This is a genomic window from Corallococcus exercitus (assembly GCF_003611585.1).
Lineage (GTDB): Bacteria > Myxococcota > Myxococcia > Myxococcales > Myxococcaceae > Corallococcus > Corallococcus exercitus.
On record NZ_RAVW01000892.1, the window covers coordinates 1 to 446 of the forward strand.

Consider the following 446-nt stretch of genomic DNA (forward strand, 5'->3'; position numbering starts at 1 on the left):
GTGGGGAGCGCTGCTGTACGGGGGGAAGCTGGTGGGGGTGCCGTACGCGGTGAGCCGCTCGCCGTGGGACTTCCACCGGCTATTGCAGACGGAAGGGGTGACGGTGCTCAACCAGACGCCGTCGGCCTTCCGTCAGTTGGTGGCGCTGGAGGAGACGCTGGGGACGGGGCTGGAGGAGGAGCTGGCGCTGCGGCTGGTGATTTTCGGAGGAGAGGCATTGGACCCGGTGAGCCTGAAGCCGTGGTTTGACAGGCACGGGGACGAGGTACCGGCGCTGGTGAATATGTATGGAATCACCGAGACGACGGTGCACGTGACGCAGCGACGCATGCGGGCGAAGGACGCGGAGTCGGCGAGCAGTGTGATTGGGGAGGCGATAGGGGACTTGCGGCTGTACGTGCTGGACGGGCGGATGGAGCCGGTGCCGCGGGGCGTGGCGGGGGAGC

1 protein-coding gene is annotated in these 446 nt (G+C 67.9%); it reads left to right on the top strand.

Going from position 1 to position 446, the window contains the following annotated elements:
• The coding region (locus D7W79_RS42730) for an AMP-binding protein (RefSeq protein ID WP_147442392.1) at window positions 1–446 on the top strand (446 nt) is incomplete at both ends.